Here is a 17,399-nt window from a genome sequence, read left to right as displayed (position 1 = left end):
ATAAATATTATTTCACCTTTTATGGAAGCCAAGATCCGCAATATTATTGTTTCCTGATATCAATAGTATTGTTCCTCCTTTTTCTTCAAAAATATGTCTTAATTTGGTCACATTTTGAATTAATTTGATGGTATTTTTGTTTAAGTTTTTATTGTAAAATCCTTTAGACCAATAATCAATTACTAGTTTGCTATCTCCAAATATGTTCTTTGTGTCTTCTTGTAATGCTATTTTGAGTGCAATATACAGTCCTAAAAGTTCGCCATAATTGTTGCTAATTCCATCAAAATCTTTAACGTAGTAATTATTATAATCATTAATTAGACTTTGATCTATTACTTTGTTTAGTATGGATACTCTTTTTTCATTAACAACTCTAATTTCTACTCCTTTGCCTCTTCCAGTTCCAGAGTCAAAGTATATTCCTGCTGGGTAGATATCGCTCTTTCCATCTCTTGAGAGCCAATTTTTTGCTTCTTCTTTTGTTTTGAAGCTCTTTATTTTATTTTTTTGTCCTACAATTTTGTTTTTGCATTCTTCCCAAGATGTAAAGATTATTTTTTCATTTTTGTCGTTTAATATGCATGCGTAGTATTTTTTCATGTTGAATTAACTCCCTAAGCACCAAGAATTAATTATATTGCAAGATCTGCCAAACCTTTTTTCTTTTGAACTTTTTATTTCTATTAAATCTTTTATTTCTCTATTATACCCAATAAATTTTTCTCTAAGAGTTGGTTTGATAACTCTTTTTGGTAACATACTAGGAAATATTCCTGATATTGTGTATGACATATAAAAATCGTAAGCAGCTGCGTTTATCTCTCCAGGAGTTACTATACCAGATACTTCATAATTTCTTGAGACATCAAGACCAGCTATTCTGTATGTTCTGTCAACTACTAATGAGCAATAAGTTTTATGGTGGAGCTCTTCAAGATTAATTGAGTCAGTCCACATATTAGAAGATAACAGGGGCACCATATATCCAAAATTATTGTCAACATATCTGTTTTTAGCAAAATTTATTGCTTTTTGGATAGTTCTTTTATCTGTTATGGGTGAGAATATTTTTAGTATCCTTGATTGTATATAAGTTGTGAGTTTTTCATAGCCTGAACCTTGAACAGATGCTGTGTCAAATTTGATTTGATTGCTTGTGATTACTGATTTTATATCGAAGCTGTCTTCTCCTTTAAATACAATTTTTTTTGTATTGTCATACTTATCAGCGTCAAATATTCCTGTGTGTTGCCAAAAGTAGAAAAAGTCAGTCCAATCTATTTTTGGTTTTATTAGCAGTATGTCTCCATTTGATAAAATGGATCTTAGTTTTTGCGGTGTTATTTCTATTCCTGTTTCTGGATCTATAATATTAGGGATTAAGTTGTAATTATTTGTTGGGTTTAATTTTTGTTGTGATTTTGTTGAATAGTATGAATTATTGTATTCATCAGCCATTATTTGTTTTTGCAGTATTTCTGTTATTTTGTTATTTTCAATTTGTAAATGAAGCATGAATCTCTTGAAGTATTGTTTGTCATTAATTTTTAATAGTTGATTTGCTATTATGTGAGGAGATATGTATTCTATTCCATTTATTATATCTTTATTGACAGCATAATTGGTTATGCTGTCTTGAGGGAAAAAAGAGTTAGTGTTTTCAATGGGTATATATCCCATATTTTTTTCGTGAAATATTTGTTCTAATGATGCTAAAATTTCCTTGTCTAAATACATTTGTGCTTCTGTTAGCTCTGTAAACTTTTTATTAAGTGAATTTAGTTTAATTTCGTCAGATTTTTCTCTAAAACTTGTATCAACTTTAATGATTAAATATCCATTTATATTGCTTTGTTCAATAAATTTTTTCCATTCTTGTGAATTATTTAGGTGTCTTTGATAGGCCAGTAGATAGTTTTGTATTTCTTCTATTTTTTGGGGACTTATTTTTAAATCTATTGCTAATGTTTTTAATAAATTGGGAGATCTTGTATGCTCTAATAATGTGTTTATTAGATGTGATGGTATGTGATATGTAGTATATGTCATATTAGTTACGAGGGCATGATTAGGTGGGTAGTTATGGGTTAACAGGATAGTATTTGAACCGTAATTTTTTTGATCACTTTTGCTAAACAAAGAACACGAACATATTAGGTAGAGATTTATTAAAGTGAATATATATGTAATATATGTAAGATTTTGCATATCAATATTTTATCATATTTAGTTAAGTATTAAGCTTGTTTGTTTTTTATAGGTTTTAATTATGTTGATTTTTTATCGTTTAAGTTTTAATATATTAACTAAGTATAATAAATTAAAAATTTTTAAACTTTTTTATAAAAATAGAGGTTTTTGTTATGCAGTATTTAAAACCAATAAATGTATTCTCAGAAATAGGTCGTTTAAAGAGAGTGTTGCTACATAGACCAGGAGAAGAATTGGAAAATCTGACTCCTTCAATAATGCAGAGGTTATTGTTTGATGATATTCCTTATCTTGAAGTGGCAAGGCAAGAGCACGATGCCTTTGCGGATATTTTAAGAAATAATGGAGTTGAAGTTGTCTATATTGAGGATTTAATTAGTGAAACTATTTCTCAGTGTGATAGTGTCAAAGAGCAATTTATATCACAATTTATTCTTGAAGCAGGGATCAGAACTGAGAATAAGACGCAAGCTTTGAAGGATTATTTTTATAATATGTCTGTTAATGACATGATTTTAAAAATGATAGCTGGGGTTACAAGGGATGATCTTAAAAATTATAAATCTGATTCTCTAAACTCTTTAGTAAACAGTGAATATCCTTTAATTATTGATCCTATGCCCAATATACTCTTTACGAGAGATCCTTTTGCGAGTATTGGTCATGGTGTAACAATAAATAGGATGCAAACTAGGGCTAGACGTAGGGAAACAATATTTGCAGAGTATATTTTTAAATATCATCCTATTTATAGAGACAATGTTCCTATATGGTATACTAGAGATGAAGATACTACGTTAGAAGGTGGAGATGAGTTAGTTCTAAGTCGTGATGTTTTGGCTATTGGTGTTTCTGAGAGAACCGAATCTGAATCTGTTGAAAAAGTAGCCCGCAAACTTTTTCAACAAAAAACATCTTTTAGTACTATTTTAGCTTTTCAAATCCCGCAAAGTAGGGCTTATATGCATCTAGATACGGTTTTTACTCAAATAGATCATACTACTTTTACAAGTTTTACTAGTGAGGATATGAAATTTACCATTTATGCTTTGACTTATGATTTGGGTTCTGGCAGTATTAAGGTTAAGAGTGAAAAGGCGAGATTGGAGGATATTTTAGGCTTCTATCTTGGAAGTAAAGTTAATATGATAAAGTGTGCTGGAGGGGATTTAATTCATGGAGCAAGGGAACAGTGGAATGATGGTGCTAACACTTTAGCAATAGCACCTGGAGAAGTAATAGTTTATTCTAGGAATCATGTAACTAATAAATTGCTTGAGGAATTTGGGATTAAAGTTTATAAAATGCCTTCTAGTGAGCTTTCACGAGGAAGAGGAGGCCCTAGGTGTATGTCTATGCCTTTAATAAGGGAAGATATTTAGTTTAAAGGAGGAGATATTTATGTATGATTTACGAGACGATTTACGAAGGAGAAGTTTTTTAAGACTTTTAGATTTTACTCAAAAAGATGTGAGATATTTACTTGATTTGTCTCATAGTTTGAAGAAATCTAAGTATGCAAGATTTGAAGAACAAAAACTTAAAGGAAGAAATATAGCTATAATTTTTGAGAAGGACTCAACAAGAACAAGATGTGCATTTGAGGTTGCTGCTTATGATCAAGGAGCCCATGTTACTTATTTGGGGCCGACCGGTAGTCAGATAGGTAAAAAGGAGTCAATAGCTGATACCGCAAGGGTATTAGGAAGAATGTATGATGCTATTGAATTTAGAGGGTTTTCTCAAAAAGCAGTTGAGGATTTAGCTAAGTATGCTAATGTTCCGGTTTATAATGGGTTAACAGATGTTGCCCATCCAACACAAGTACTTGCTGATTTTATGACTATTGAAGAACATAAGGGATGTTTGAAAAATTTGAAGATGGTCTTTTGTGGCGATGGTAGAAATAATGTTGCTAATTCTTTAATGGAAGGGTGTGCTATTATGGGAATGGATTTTAGAATATTTGCGCCAAGAGAACTTTTTCCAGATCCAGAATTGGTAAGCAAGACAAGATTGATAGCTGCTGAGAGTGGCGGTAATATTGCTATTTCTAGTTCTCTTGAGGAAGCAGTGAAGGATGCTGATATTGTTTATACTGATGTTTGGGTGTCTATGGGAGAGACTAATTGGAATGAAAGAATTAAGCTGTTAAGACCATATCAAGTTAATAGTAAGCTTATGAAATTGGCAAAGGAAGATGCGATATTTATGCATTGTTTACCAGCTTTTCATGATTTGAATACGGTGCTTGGTAATGAAATATTTGATAAATATGGGCTTGAAGGTATTGAGGTTACACATGATGTCTTTGAAAGTGGTCAGTCTGTTGTATTTGATGAGGCTGAGAATAGGTTACATACTATTAAGGCTGTAATGGTTGGGACTTTGGGATAATTAGTTATAAATTTAGATTAGGGAAATGTAAATTTATTAGGAGAGATAAGATGGTTAAGAAGAATAAAATGCCAAGTAGTTTTACAATAGTATTTTCTTTAATAGTGTTTATGACTGTATTAACTTATATAGTTCCTGCCGGTGAATTTTTTAAGGAAACAAGAGAAGTTAATGGAAAGTTACAAGAAGTTGTTATGGCGGGGACTTATCATACAGTAGAAAGGGCTTCTCGGGGATTTTTAGATGGTATTTTTACTATTTTAACAGCAATGGCTAAAGGAATGGAGCATGCTGTTGAAGTTATTGTATTTGTTTTGATTGTTGGTGGAGCTTATGGAGTGATTTTAGAAACCGGTGCGGTTGATGCAGGGATAGCTGCATCAATTAAAAAAATGGGAAATAAGGATAAACTTTTGATACCATTTATGATGTTTATTTTTTCCATAGGAGGGACTACAACAGGTATGTATGAAGAGACACTTCCATTTTATCTTATTATGATTCCATTAGTAATAGCTTTGGGCTATGATAATATTGTAGCTGTTGCAATTATTGGATTGGGAGCTGGTGTTGGAACCATGGCATCTACTATTAATCCATTTGCTACAGGTATAGCATCAGCGATAGCTGGTATTGAAATAAAGGATGGTTTTTATTTTCGTATTATTTTGTATATAGTTTCTGTGTCTGTAGCTATAGTGTATGTGTTGATATATGCGATTAGGATAAAGAATGATCCTAAGAGGTCTATTGTGTATGAACAAAGGGAAGGGCATTATAATCTATTTGTTAAAAGTAAGATGGGTGATAAGGAAAATGTCATGCCTGAATTTACAAATAGACGAAAGATGGTATTGGTATTATATGGGGTTATGATTATATTTTTAATATATAGTATTTTGGAGCTTGGTTGGTGGATGCAAGAGATGACGATGTTATATCTTGGTACAGCAATTTTATCAGCGTTTATATGTAAAATGAGCGAATTAAAGATGTGGGAAACGTTTGTAGAGGGAGCTAAAGATATGATGACAGCAGCTCTTATTATAGGCATGGCTCGGGGAGTGATGATAGTAGCTGATGAGGGAATGATTACGGGAACTATATTAAATGCAGCATCAGAATTTTTATATGGGGTACCTAAAGGTCTATTTGTAGTGTTAAACGAACTTGTACAGATGTGTATAGGGTTTATTGTGCCTTCATCATCGGGACATGCAAGTTTAACGATGTCAATGATGGCGCCATTGGCTGATTTTTTAGACATGCCAAGGTCATCAGTTGTGTTGGGTATGCAAACAGCATCAGGTCTAGTTAATTTATTAACCCCAACAAGTGGAGTTATAATGGCTGTATTGGGTATAGCAAGGATTAGTTATGGTAGTTGGTTTAAATTTGTAATGCCAATATTTGTGATTGAATTTGTAATATGTATTTTAGTGATAATGGCAAATGTATATTTGTAAAAAATTAGGGAGTATGTATGAGTAAAAGAATTGTAATAAGTCTTGGGGGGAATGCGTTAGAGGGTGGAGAAGGAACATTTTGTGATCAATTAGCAAGAATAGAGAGCAGTGTATGTGAGATAGTAGATTTAATAGAGTATGGTTATGAGGTAATTATCAGTCATGGTAATGGCCCGCAAGTAGGAAGGATTTTACTAGAGAATGAGATGTGTAAAGAGACACCATTGGCACCGCTTGATGTGTGTGTTGGTATGAGTCAAGGGATGATAGGGTATTATATTGAGCAGGCACTGCGGAATGAGATGTGTAAGCGAGGAATTAGACGGGGAGTAGTAGTAGTGCTTACGCAAGTCTTGGTGGATAAAGAAGATGAGTGTTTTAAGAGGCCTAGCAAGCCTATTGGACCATTTTATGATAAGATAAGAGCGGAAGAGCTTGCAAGTAGGGGATATATTTTGAGAGAAGATAGTGGAAGAGGTTATAGGCGAGTGGTAGCATCGCCTAAGCCGATTGAGATTATAGAAATTGAAGAGATAAGTGAATTAATGAATAAAGGATTTATAGTGATTGCGTGTGGAGGAGGTGGTATTCCTGTTATAAGAGATGACATAGGAATTATTAAAGGAGTAAGTGGAGTAATTGATAAGGACTTTGCGTCATCTAGGTTAGGACAAGATATTGGAGCAGATAAATTATTGATAGTTACTGCTGTTGATCAGGTAGCATTAAATTTTGGCAAAAAGGATGAAATTTTACTTGACAAGGTAAATATTGTTGATTTAGAGAGATATATAGGAGAAGGACATTTTGCATCAGGGTCTATGTTGCCTAAAGTAGAGGCAAGTATTGGATTTGTAAAGTCTAAAGGAAATAGGGAGGCAATTATTACATCACTGAATAAAGTTATTGAAGGAATAAATGGTGTGGGAGGCACGATGATAACTAGTTAGGGAATGTAATAGATACTATTATATGGTTGGGTAAGATGTCTACTGATAGTAGATGTAAGAACATATTTATATTATTTCTTTATGATTATGATTTTACTATGTTTGTTGATAATTCTTATCGTATTTTGCAAGTAAGCAGTGCTTAGGTTTAAATGAAAATAGTCTGTATACACGTTTTACTTGAGATAAGGACTGATCGAGCGATAATATTAGTGTATTAGTTGAGGTAATGAGAAACCCTATTCCTTACCTTAAAATTTTAGACCAAAGAGACTCTAACTATTTTTGTTGGCATGTTAAGTCTACAGTAGAGAATGCAGGCGCTTGCTGTAGGTAGAGTATCTGAGAAACTGAATTTGGTATTCTAGCTATAGATTCTAAGACTCTAATAGGTAGATTTGAGTAATCCAAAACCTTAGATCAAAGATTTTAAATAGTTAATGTGAAACTTGAAAATGAAGAATGGGTAGCCTACTTAGCAAATAAAAGGGATTGGGAATTATGCGGATCTATTAGCTTTTTTGAGTTTGTTGCAGAAAAATTTTTCATATTTTAGCTCGTATAAATATTTTAATGGGGGTATATAATAATCTTATTGTTTAATCTGATCTTGAACAATAGTCAATTAAGAGATAAGATATTTTAAGAAAAGCCTAAAGAAATAATGATAGAGAAACTTGTCTACTGTTCTTAATTGTAGATTATGTAAGAAATTATCTACTTAGAAATGATAAATGGACTGGTTGGCAACCCAATGCTACAGAAAAATTTGTTTTTTTATTAGCTTGGGAGGTATCGTATCTTATTATCTCAACTTATACACAATAAATTGGCAATATATTTGCTATGTTTTATTTAGTAGTTTTTTGTGATTGATACCAATAGATGTAATGATGATCATTCCTTTGAGTAAATTTACAGAATAAGAATTAATGACATTTTTATAGACATAATAAACTAAAATGCTGATTAAACTTATATCTAATACTTTAGATGTAATATCTTTTATTTGATTTATACTACTTATATCTATCATAATCATTTTTATTCAATATATACTTATATATGGTATTATCTTACCATATATAAGTATATATTATAATACGAGTTAATGTTAATTTAAATTTATTTTTTGTTTATGGGTAGAAAAGAAAAGATTATAGCTTTGATATTTGATTTTGATGACACTTTAATTTATGGTAATATGCAACAGGTACTTTTTGATGAGTATAATGTTGATGCTAGTTTATTTTGGAATGAAGTTGAAAATTTATCTATTACTTATAATAAAAATCATTGTAATATTATTGCTAATGAAATGATATATTTGTCACATTTTTTAACATATGTCAGGGAAGGTATTTTTAAAGGCTTAAATAATAAAATATTATTTGAATTGGGCTCAAAATTGAGATTTTTTGAAGGAGTTCTTTCTTTGTTTAAAGAAATCGATGAAATAAATCGAAGTTTAAAGAAATCAGCTACTGTGATAAATATTTATGTTGTTTCAAGTGGTTTTAGGCAGATGATTTTGGGCAGTAGTATTGCTCCTTATGTTACTAAGGTTTGGGCTTGTGAATTTATAGACACATACCTTATGCCTTTTTATCAGAATTTAGATAATAAATTTTCAGAAAATGTTGTTTTAAGTAGCGTATGTTATTTCGTAGATCATACAATAAAAACCCGGGTAATTTTCGAGCTAAATAAGGGATCTTATGATAAAATTAATAAGAGGATTCCTAAAGGTAGAAGAGAGATTCCTTTTGAAAATATGTTTTATATTGCAGATGGTTTTAATGATATTCCAGCCTTTGAAATTTTGAATAACAGCTTAAATCATTATAAAAATACGTTGACGGTTTATCATGGCAATGCTGAGAATGCTAAGAGGCTAGTTAAAGAGAAAAGAGTAGGGGATTTAGCCGAAGCTAATTATAGTAAGGGAACTAAGTTATATAATTGGATAATGGAAAAGATTCATTTAAATATATAAATTGATTTTAAATTTTGGCAAATATTCGTGAGTGAATATTGATTTTGTTTTTAAATATTTTTCATAATAATTAAGATATATTGAAGGAGCAATGAGATGTCTTTAGAGCTAAAATCAACTGATAGATTAAAGTTTGTTAAATTACAGTCTGTGTTTTATGTTGTAGCTTTGATTGTAATGTTAATTGCTATTTTAAAAATAGCACAAACAATATTTAAACCTTTAGCTATTGCGGTGGTTCTTGGGTTTTTGGTATATCCCATTTATACTTTTCTTAAAAAACTAAAGATCCCAAGAGTTTTAATAGTTTTTGTAATTTTTTTTGTTCTTTTTTCATTTTCTTATTTGGTTTTTAGTTTTGTTTATTATAGTGTTACTGTATTAATTGATCAATTACCTTATTATCAGAAGCAGTTAATTTTTATTATGGTAGATATTCTTGAAAAATATAAGTTAGATAGTGATATTATTAGCAATATAGATTTTTCTAAATATATTTATCCTTTTTTAACTCGGATATCTAATGAGATTATTGGATTTGCAAGTAGTTTGGTTGTATTATTTTTATTGTTATATTTTTTACTATCAGAAATACACATTTTTGATATCAAGGTTAAAAATGCTTTTAAACAATCTGTTTCGAGTATATTTATTGAGGCTTTAAGTACAATAAATAATCAGATTAGTAAGTATCTGGGAATAAAGCTCTTTGTTAGTTGTCTTACAGGGTTTTTAGTGTTTATAGGTTTAAAGTTGTTTGGACAAGATTTTCCTCGTGTATGGGCCGTTCTTACATTTGTTTTTAATTTTATTCCAAGTATAGGTTCAATTTTAGCAGTTTTTTTTATTGTGATAGCTGCTTTAGTACAGTTTTATCCTAATTTAAATTTGGTTTTTTATATATTTATATATAATACATTTGTTCAAATGTTGATTGGGAATATTCTTGAGCCTAAGATGCAAGGACATAGGCTTGATCTTTCTCCTTTTTTGTTGCTTTGTTTTCTTTTCTTTTGGGGATGGCTTTGGGGTATTGTGGGACTTTTAATAGCCTATCCTTTTACAGTGATTATAAAAGTAATAGTAGATAATATAGTGTGTTTAAAACCTTTTTCTGTGTTTTTAAGTGGTTCAAAGATCTTAAGTGTTGATAATAATAAGGAGAGTTAGGTTTGCAGAGAAAAGTTATGCTTACAGGGGATAGACCTACAGGCTCTCTTCATTTAGGGCATTATGTTGGGTCTATTGTTAATAGATTAAAGTATCAGGAGGAATATGAGACTTATATTATTATAGCGGATTTGCATACTCTTACTACAAAACCAGATTTAAAAAGCATTAATGAAATATCTGTTAATGTTAGAGAAATGGTTTTGGATTATTTGGCGTGTGGGATTAATCCTGAAAAAGTTAATATCTATTTGCAATCAGCTATACCTGAGCTTTTAGAGTTAAATTTAGTGCTGTCAATGATTGTAATGGTTAATCGTTTGCAAAGGATTCCTAGTATCAAGGACATGAGTATTGCTGCTGGACTATCTGAGATTCCTTATGGACTTTTGGGTTATCCTGTTCTTATGAGTGCGGATATTTTGATGACAAAGGCTAATTTAGTTCCAGTTGGACGTGATAATGAGGCTCATATTGAACTTACAAGAGAACTTGCTAGGAAATTTAATTATCTTTATGGAGATTTTTTTCCAATCCCTGAAGCTGTCTTTACAGATTCTCAGGCTCTTGTGGGAATTTATGGCAAGGTTAAGATGAGTAAAAGTTTTGGTAATGCGATATTTTTAAGTGATGATGAGGAATTATTGCGTAAGAAAGTTATGTCTATGTTTACAGATCCAAAAAGAGTGAGAGCAGATATACCAGGAGAAGTTGATGGTAATCCTGTTTTTATTTATCATGATCTTTTTAATAGTAATATTGATGAGCTTTATGAGTTTAAAACTAGGTATAGGAAGGGTACAATTGGAGATGTTGAAGTTAAAGAGAGGCTTTTTGAGGTTTTAAATCAATTTTTAATACCAATTAGAGAGAGAAGAAAATTTTTTAAAGCTAAAAAGGGTTATATTGATGAAATAATATTTGAAGGGACAAGTAAAACTAGAAAAGTTGCAGTAGAAGTTATAAAAAATGCTAAAAATTTAATGGGTATATCAAAGACGTGGAATGGGGTTAGAAGAAATGTAGAGAAAATTTTAAAAAATAATCCAAGTATGTAAGTTGTACCGCGTAATTAACCATAAGAAATCAATTTGTTTGAATTTTGTGTCATAATTTCTGTATGTTAATTAGGTTAAAGAGTTAGCCGAGTGTATTAAATCTGTATGAAAATCTAAGAGAGGATATAGTAAATCATTATGTTCAGATATGACCTCACTTAATACTCTAAATATTGGTTCCGTTTTTGAGCCACGGAACCATAAACTAGCAATTATTTCATGTTTATTATTTTTAAATAAAACTTTAAGCCCTCCTGATGAGTCACCTGTTCTAGATAGAGTTTGTTTGATACCCTCATAATTTATAATTTCATAATTATGTATTGGTAGTTTTTGTAATACGGTATTATTGTTGAATTCTTTTTCTAATAATTTTTCGTAGTTGGTTTTTAGTATTTCTTGATTTTTTGCTTTTATTTTAAGCATGGCTTTTTCTGATGATACTTCTACATTGCTATAAAAATTGATTGTCTTTAATATGTCCTCAAGAGTATAGTGTTCATTATATGAATTATTAGATATTGAACACCATATTTTGTAAAGATTTTTGATTTTAAGCAATTTTATGATGCTAAAGAGAGTTGTTAGTGGGTCTCTTACTTTTGAAGGGTATGTAATATTTCCCCCATTTGATCCTTCTCCCAAAATTTTTACTATTAATCCTTTATTTCGTAAAAGGTCAGCCATTTCTGTTAAGTTAGCTTCACCAACTTCCACTCTATAAACTTTTGTGTTAAATAACGAGGCTATTTTTTCAATGTTTAGTGAGGTTGCATCATTAACTACGACAGCTAAATTGTCTTTAATTCCCGTATGGTAAAGATAGCTAAGCTCTGAGAGTACTGAGAGTGCAAATATTTTTTGTGGTGTAATGATACTCGCTTGTTCTTTTTTTAAAATTGCGACCAAATTGCCTCTGTCTCCATCACAATCAGGGACATATCCTAATTTGAAAGAATTGTCATTCTTAAATTTTTGTTCTAATATTTGTTTGCACATGTTTAAAGATGTCCCTTCAGGAGTCATTCCATGTTTAAAGATACCAATTTCTGTGTTATGAAATTCCAATTTTATTCCCAAAGATTCAATCATTTCCCTATCAATTGAGTTAATGCGAGAACTACCATTCATCTCTCCTATGATTCCTATAGGTTCTTTTTTTATAGTTTTTTTTAGTATGTCAATGTTTTTTTGATTATGTGTATCTGAATATATTATTTGTTGCATTAATGACTTATATGAGTTATAAGATTGTGTTTTATGTCTAGCCTGTGAAGTGATAATTGCTTCATATGTTTTTAATTGCATAGCATTGGTATTAAACTTTTGTAAGCCTGTTATTAGATTGTTTATTAAAGTTTCATTTTCAATGTTGAATCTGATCTGACGTATTATTTTATTTGTTTCATTTGAATTTAGCACGCCTCCATCATTTAATCCAATTTTAATGCCATTATATCCTGTAGGATTATGACTGGCAGAAATGTATATAAATCCTTTTGAATTTTGATTTTCTTTTGTATAGGCTAAGATTTCTGGTATTGGGAGTATTCCAAAAAAATTTACACTGTTATTATTTAAAATTAAGGTTTTAATTATTATCTCTGAGATTATATTTCCTGTTGCTCTTGAATCTAATCCAACATTGATGTATTTTCTTGGTTTATCTTTAAAATAATTTGATATTGTAAAGGTTATAAGAGCAACCAATATTTTGTCGTCATCATTTATTTCATATTCTATTGAATTTTCATTTTTTGATTTTGCAAATATCTTTCTAAATCCTGAATGAGAAAGTATCATTTCATTAATAGCATCTCTTAGATTTGTCATATTTAATGTATACCCTTTTAGCATATTTTTCTGTTCATTAGTATATTTTATTTAATATTTGTCTTTATTTGTAGTACTATGATTATAGTAACATATTCTATTACAATAGACATTATTTATTGCTTTTCTTATATTTACTAAGGAAGCGTGTGGTTGAAGGTGTGTCTAGGGCTTCAGTGTTTGCGTTCTTAGAGAGAGTAGCAATTATTTGTATTAATCTTGCTTCATAGTTTTATATGTATAGTCTAAGCTCAAATGTTTATTCTTGGCAAATTCTATACGATCATTATTATTCTTTATCTTAATATCAATACTAGATATTTCACCTTCAATTATTCTCTCTTTACTAGAGAGTAGCTTACGAAGCCCTTCTTCCTTTTCTCCTTGACTTTTTTTAATACTTGCAACAGTATACCTAAGTATACCTAATAGTATCTTCAAACATCAAGCTAAAAAAACTCTCAAAACTCATCCATGAACTTACAGATTGTGTTACAAGTCCTATAATTATTACATGAGAGAAATTGAGAATGCAACCAAAGAGAATAAGATTTTGTTTAATCAAAGGGATGAGCATTTACAATCTTTAAGGGATTTGCGTTTTAAACTTGGTAATTTGATTGAAACAACAGCTATAAATAATAATCGCATTAAAGCGGCTAATGTTTTGAATGGGACATCTGTTGTTATTGCTCGTGATGATTATCTTAATATAATTTTTGTTTATTCATTACTATTATTGTCTGTGTGTCTAGATATATTTTTAGCAATGGTATTTTGTATAATACAGAATGCTTATCATAAGTTTTATGAACAAAAGTTATTACACTCTGTTCCATTACCTACAAGAGGTAAGGTTAAAAAGATACAAGGTAGTCGCATTCCTAGTGTAGTAGAGAATAAAAAACCGTCTAAAAGTGTTGATGAATCACTTGAATTTATTGCATCTAATTTGGAATATGATAATCGTACCATAAAGTCTTTGAGGGATATTAAGAGGGATACGAATTTATCGTATTATAGAATAAGGAATTATCTATCAGATTTAATGAATAGAGGTTTGGTTATAAGAGAGAAACAAAGATTGGTTCTTAATGTTGATGATATGCTGAATAATAATAGTTAAAATTTTTAAATTTAATAGTTAGAACTTTTATAAATTATAAAAAAAAAAGGAGAATTTTAATGGTAAGAGTAAGTATGATGTTTTTTAGTTGTGTTTGTGATAAGTTGTGGTCACAATGCAAAAATAAGAGAAGAAGGAAGTTTAGCTCAAAAATTGTTTGAAGCTAGATCGAATAGAATGGTAATTGAGAGTAAAAACCCAATCCCGTTTTCTTTTGTTACCCCTCCTTCCCCTGATGTTCCCCTTCCTCCTCCCGATGTTCCCCCTGCTCCTGTTCCTCCTCCTTCAGGTGAACAAAAAGACATAATTGATCCAATAGATTTAAATATGTGTTTAATTGAACTAGATGAAATAGCAGTAACAAAAGAACAAGCTTTAAAACAATTTTATGAAGTAAAAGAAGTGCTTTATGAATTTAAACATCATATTAAGGGTAATGAACCTGTTAATAGTAGTGAAGGAGAAGGTTTTCCGTTTTTGGTCTTTAATGAGATCTTTGACATAAGAGAATGGGACTATAGTTTTAATTCAGAAATTATTTATGGAGCTATGAGGTATAATTCTGATCTTATTTATGCTTTAGCATTTGCAATATATACAATGTATCCCCCTCGTAGTGTTTTCAAGTCCGATTATCATAGTATGTATGCATCAGATAGGATGAGGCTATATAGTCGATATCAACCTGCTATTAAAAATTTATTGAATATGTTTTAGGCAGAATGTCATTTGCTACTTTCAATTCCTTATTGAGAAGTTTTGGGAACCTGAAAAATCGCCATATTTTTGATAAGTATTCTACTATGGAAGAACTTATAAATCTTAGTCAGAAAATAAATGAATATACTTACATGTTAAGTTGTGCATCGCACAATATTCTTGTTCTGAGAAGTTCTCACTTGCCGAAAGAAAATATGACAGCGGAAAAATTTTATAATATATTTAATGCACTGACCAATAGTAAAAATAGTAATGCTGCAGTTATAGAGGTTGAAAAAAGAGGAATAGAGATTAGTAATTTGTTGCAAAAGATACTAGATAGAGGAAAAGAACTAGAAAAAAAACTAAAAGAGGAAGAATAAAGAGAAAGAATGGGAAAGTAGGAGTATGCATACCAATATTTTTTAGGTATGCATTTTTGTTTAATATTATCAAAATCAATTCTTAAGTTACTTGTATATGAGTTTGTTATCGAAAATTATCAAGTATTTAAAAACTATCTTAAATATAGAAAAAGAAGAGAATTAAGTATTGATGAAATTGAACACTTTGACAAACTTATTAAAGTAATTCGGTATACAATTGATATTCAAAAACAGATTGATTTAATAATTTGTAATCTACAAAAATTTGATAATAGTACTCTTTTTAGAGGTTATAATCGAAAATTAACTTTGAATGTTTAGCAAGTTCATTGTGTTTTGGAAGAAATGTTCTGTGTTAATAATATCATTACTGTGGAAATAAAATTCAATGTATAATTGACTCTTTATATATTGTAGTGCTTGTTCTTTTTTTTGACTTAAAGTGTTGAATACTCTAAAATTTGATGATGAAAAAAAGCTTATAAGTGTGCCGTCATTAATAGCTTTTAGCATAAGATGTAATTGTTGAAGGAATTTTTTCGTTTTTTCATTTCCAAGTTGAGCAAATAATTTTTCTATTTTATTATCACCATAGTCACAGTTAAGTCCTTGATTAAGCTTATTTTGTATATTAAGAGCTTTATTGGTTGTCTTTAAATCTTTTAAATAATTTTTACTTGCTTGCTCTAAATCTTTTAAATATTGTTTGTTTTTAAGTGAGTTCTTGAAAAATATGAAAGCTTGTTTTTGATTATTGTTAAGATTACTAATAATATTGTCCTTATTGAATAAATTGCAGTTGATAAGGTTTAATAATAGAATAAAAGGTAGATATTTTTTAATATAGCGCAATTTTATTTCCTTTTGAATATAAAGTTTCTTTTTCTTCATAAATATCTAATAAATTATTTATACAATTCATAATCTTAAAATATAATGCATATTTAGAGAAATATATAAAAAAGTAAAAATTTTTTATTTAATTTAGAAAAAACTTGTTGTTAAGTAACCTAAATATAAGGCATTAAGTTTTAATTAGGATAAAATATTATGATATCTGTCAAAATAGTAAAAAAAGTTATTTAAGATCTAATCACAAACCAAGAAGGTTTAGATTATTAAAGAATTCGAACCAGCAATTATTCAAATTTAATGATATTTTGCTTTATATCAATTATTGATTTTATAAAAAGATTTGTTCTATTTTAAGTAACTACTCTTAATATTCTTTTTTGAATAACGTTCATGTTTTTCTAAACTTCTATTAATAGGAAGAAACCCAAAGTACCTTTGGTTTATCGTAAGAGAATTATTGATTTTTTGTATGTTATAATAATGTTGAGCATTTTTTTTTGGGAAGGTAAGGTGGTGTTTTATGAAACAAGTATTAATTTTAATGTTACTTTTTGTTTGTATTGTTGTTAGTTTTGCCCAAAGTTATGATGAAATGGCTTCTGCTACTGTAGCTACTGAAGGTAATAAGGATAACAAGTTGTTACTTTATGAAATTCATAAACAAAGTACTTTGGTGCCTTTTTTATTGAATTTTTTTGTGGGTTTTGGTACAGGTTCATTCATGCAAGGAAATCTTACTGGTGGATTACTGATTTTAGGATTTGATATGTTGGGTTTTGGTTTGATTGGTGGTGGTATATATTCTCTTTCTCAATATAAAGGTATGAATACACCAACGTTTGCATTATCCTTGGTGTCTTTGGGTGGAATTACTTTATTTATAACACGAATTGTTGAGATAATAAGTCCATTTACATATGCGTCTAGTTATAATAGGAAACTTCGAGAAAAATTGGGTATATCCTTGGGAGGATTTAAGCCTCAATTTGAAGTAAATTTTAACGAAAATGCTGGTTTGTCGTTTGAACTTGCTTTTACTAAGAAGTATTGATTATAAAGTGTAAAATAAAATTAAGTATAGTTTTTAATATGTTTACTTACTGTTACCTTATTACAAGGTAACAATATCTTTAATATGTAATTTTTAAATTTTTGTTGAAATTATGTCTTTTGTGGTTATAGTTGTTTGAACGACAGAAAGTTGAGGAAGACTGTAAATTAGAAGAGGAAGAAAAAGGATTAAAAGTCT

17 protein-coding genes and 1 pseudogene are annotated in these 17,399 nt (G+C 29.7%); 12 read left to right on the top strand and 6 right to left on the bottom strand.

Going from position 1 to position 17,399, the window contains the following annotated elements:
• Nucleotides 1-12: 12 nt before the first annotated feature.
• Both R5397_RS00090 and R5397_RS00085 read right to left on the bottom strand, forming a co-directional pair.
• A complete protein-coding gene (locus tag R5397_RS00090; protein WP_421622466.1) occupies nt 13-603 on the bottom strand; it encodes a viroplasmin family protein in 591 nt (196 codons plus the stop codon).
• 6 nt (nt 604-609) lie between these two features.
• Nucleotides 610-2,211: a hypothetical protein gene (locus R5397_RS00085; protein WP_421622465.1), complete on the bottom strand. Its 1,602-nt coding sequence runs from the start codon at nt 2,209-2,211 to the stop codon at nt 610-612.
• A gap of 155 nt (nt 2,212-2,366) precedes the next feature.
• On the opposite strand from R5397_RS00085, the gene arcA reads away from it, so the two are divergent.
• Genes arcA through arcC form a run of 4 tightly spaced genes read left to right on the top strand, consistent with a single transcriptional unit; the run spans nt 2,367 to nt 7,027 of the window.
• Nucleotides 2,367-3,596, top strand: a complete 1,230-nt coding sequence (gene arcA / locus R5397_RS00080; protein WP_421622464.1) for an arginine deiminase — start codon at nt 2,367-2,369, stop codon at nt 3,594-3,596.
• Nucleotides 3,597-3,615: 19 nt separating this feature from the next.
• Nucleotides 3,616-4,611: an ornithine carbamoyltransferase gene (argF, locus tag R5397_RS00075; RefSeq protein WP_421622463.1), complete on the top strand. Its 996-nt coding sequence runs from the start codon at nt 3,616-3,618 to the stop codon at nt 4,609-4,611.
• Between the two features lie 50 nt (nt 4,612-4,661).
• Nucleotides 4,662-6,077, top strand: a complete 1,416-nt coding sequence (locus R5397_RS00070; protein WP_421622462.1) for a YfcC family protein — start codon at nt 4,662-4,664, stop codon at nt 6,075-6,077.
• 17 nt (nt 6,078-6,094) lie between these two features.
• Nucleotides 6,095-7,027, top strand: coding sequence for a carbamate kinase (arcC, locus tag R5397_RS00065; protein ID WP_421622461.1), 933 nt, complete (start codon nt 6,095-6,097; stop codon nt 7,025-7,027).
• 874 nt (nt 7,028-7,901) lie between these two features.
• Here arcC and R5397_RS00060 read toward each other — a convergent pair.
• Nucleotides 7,902-8,063, bottom strand: a pseudogene (locus R5397_RS00060) (TIGR00159 family protein); the annotation flags it as partial.
• 102 nt (nt 8,064-8,165) lie between these two features.
• Between R5397_RS00060 and R5397_RS00055 the strand changes: the two are divergent.
• The 3 genes from R5397_RS00055 (at nt 8,166) to trpS (ending at nt 11,251) form a co-directional block, all read left to right on the top strand.
• On the top strand, nt 8,166-9,023 hold the full coding sequence (locus R5397_RS00055) for a hypothetical protein (RefSeq protein ID WP_421622460.1): 858 nt from the start codon (nt 8,166-8,168) through the stop codon (nt 9,021-9,023).
• Nucleotides 9,024-9,119: 96 nt separating this feature from the next.
• Entirely contained in the window at nt 9,120-10,193 is a 1,074-nt protein-coding gene (locus R5397_RS00050) for an AI-2E family transporter (protein ID WP_421622459.1), read from the top strand.
• A 2-nt stretch (nt 10,194-10,195) separates the two neighbouring features.
• A complete protein-coding gene (gene trpS, locus R5397_RS00045) occupies nt 10,196-11,251 on the top strand; it encodes a tryptophan--tRNA ligase (protein ID WP_421622458.1) in 1,056 nt (351 codons plus the stop codon).
• 69 nt (nt 11,252-11,320) lie between these two features.
• Here trpS and R5397_RS00040 read toward each other — a convergent pair whose 3' ends face one another.
• Together R5397_RS00040 and R5397_RS00035 are read right to left on the bottom strand one after the other, a co-directional pair.
• Nucleotides 11,321-13,108 (bottom strand): phosphoglucomutase, encoded by a 1,788-nt coding sequence (locus tag R5397_RS00040; RefSeq protein ID WP_421622457.1) that lies wholly within the window; start codon nt 13,106-13,108, stop codon nt 11,321-11,323.
• Nucleotides 13,109-13,297: 189 nt separating this feature from the next.
• Nucleotides 13,298-13,525 carry a hypothetical protein gene (locus R5397_RS00035; protein ID WP_421622456.1) on the bottom strand — a complete coding sequence of 76 codons (228 nt, stop codon included), beginning with the start codon at nt 13,523-13,525 and terminating at the stop codon, nt 13,298-13,300.
• A 73-nt stretch (nt 13,526-13,598) separates the two neighbouring features.
• On the opposite strand from R5397_RS00035, the gene R5397_RS00030 reads away from it, so the two are divergent.
• The 4 genes from R5397_RS00030 to R5397_RS00015 all read left to right on the top strand — a co-directional run bounded on the left by R5397_RS00030 (nt 13,599) and on the right by R5397_RS00015 (nt 15,616).
• Entirely contained in the window at nt 13,599-14,210 is a 612-nt protein-coding gene (locus R5397_RS00030; protein WP_421622455.1) for a hypothetical protein, read from the top strand.
• A 90-nt stretch (nt 14,211-14,300) separates the two neighbouring features.
• Nucleotides 14,301-14,927, top strand: coding sequence for a hypothetical protein (locus R5397_RS00025; RefSeq protein ID WP_421622454.1), 627 nt, complete (start codon nt 14,301-14,303; stop codon nt 14,925-14,927).
• A 5-nt stretch (nt 14,928-14,932) separates the two neighbouring features.
• Entirely contained in the window at nt 14,933-15,292 is a 360-nt protein-coding gene (locus tag R5397_RS00020) for a hypothetical protein (protein WP_421622453.1), read from the top strand.
• 48 nt (nt 15,293-15,340) lie between these two features.
• Entirely contained in the window at nt 15,341-15,616 is a 276-nt protein-coding gene (locus R5397_RS00015; RefSeq protein WP_421622452.1) for a hypothetical protein, read from the top strand.
• On the opposite strand, the gene R5397_RS00010 is transcribed toward R5397_RS00015, so the two are convergent.
• Nucleotides 15,599-16,186, bottom strand: coding sequence for a hypothetical protein (locus R5397_RS00010; protein ID WP_421622451.1), 588 nt, complete (start codon nt 16,184-16,186; stop codon nt 15,599-15,601). The genes R5397_RS00015 and R5397_RS00010 overlap by 18 nt on opposite strands.
• A gap of 484 nt (nt 16,187-16,670) precedes the next feature.
• On the opposite strand from R5397_RS00010, the gene R5397_RS00005 reads away from it, so the two are divergent.
• Nucleotides 16,671-17,201 (top strand): P13 family porin, encoded by a 531-nt coding sequence (locus tag R5397_RS00005; RefSeq protein WP_421622450.1) that lies wholly within the window; start codon nt 16,671-16,673, stop codon nt 17,199-17,201.
• Nucleotides 17,202-17,399 lie beyond the last annotated feature (198 nt).

It is taken from the genome of Borrelia sp. MN22-0132 (genome assembly GCF_049201035.1).
In the GTDB taxonomy this organism is placed as follows: Bacteria; Spirochaetota; Spirochaetia; order Borreliales; family Borreliaceae; genus Borrelia; species Borrelia puertoricensis.
Note: the sequence above shows the minus strand (reverse complement) of the source record. Positions and strands in the feature narration are given on the sequence as shown.